Below are 484 nucleotides of genomic sequence, written 5' to 3' on the forward strand. Positions count from 1 at the left end.
GGCTGGTCGAGCCGCTCCCCGAGCAGCCGGGCCAGCGGCAGCGCCGACCACCCGAGGTTGGGCGCCTGCAGCACCACGCCGTCGTCGTCGACCAGACCGGGGCTCGCGACGCCGATGCCCAGCACCGGGCGGTGCGCCTCGGCGACCAGGCCACGGCACAGCTCCTCGACCAGGGCCACCGCGTCCGGGCCACGGCGGCCGGCGAGGTCGAGCTCGGCCCGCACCCCGATCTCCCCGGCGAGGTCGGCGACGGCGCCGTGGAAGCGGGCGGGCTCGGACAGGTCGACGGCGATCACCTGGCACGCGTCGTGCCGGAGCCCGACGAGCGTGGCGGGCTTGCCGACCCGGGTGCCCGGACGCGCGCCGAGCTCGGTGACGAGATCCTCGGCGAGCAGCTCGGCCACCAGGTCGCTGACGGTGACGCGGGTGAGGCCGGTGGAGCGGGCGAGGTCGGCCCGCGAGGCGGGCCCGCTGTCGAACAGGG

1 protein-coding gene is annotated in these 484 nt (G+C 77.7%); it reads right to left on the reverse strand.

Annotated features, from left to right (window positions below; all coding sequences use genetic code 11):
- The coding region (locus I6F37_RS38735; protein WP_225154178.1) for an ROK family protein at nucleotides 1-484 on the reverse strand (484 nt) is incomplete at both ends.

The organism is Bradyrhizobium sp. NBAIM08 (assembly GCF_020193935.1).
GTDB lineage: Bacteria > Pseudomonadota > Alphaproteobacteria > Rhizobiales > Xanthobacteraceae > Bradyrhizobium > Bradyrhizobium yuanmingense.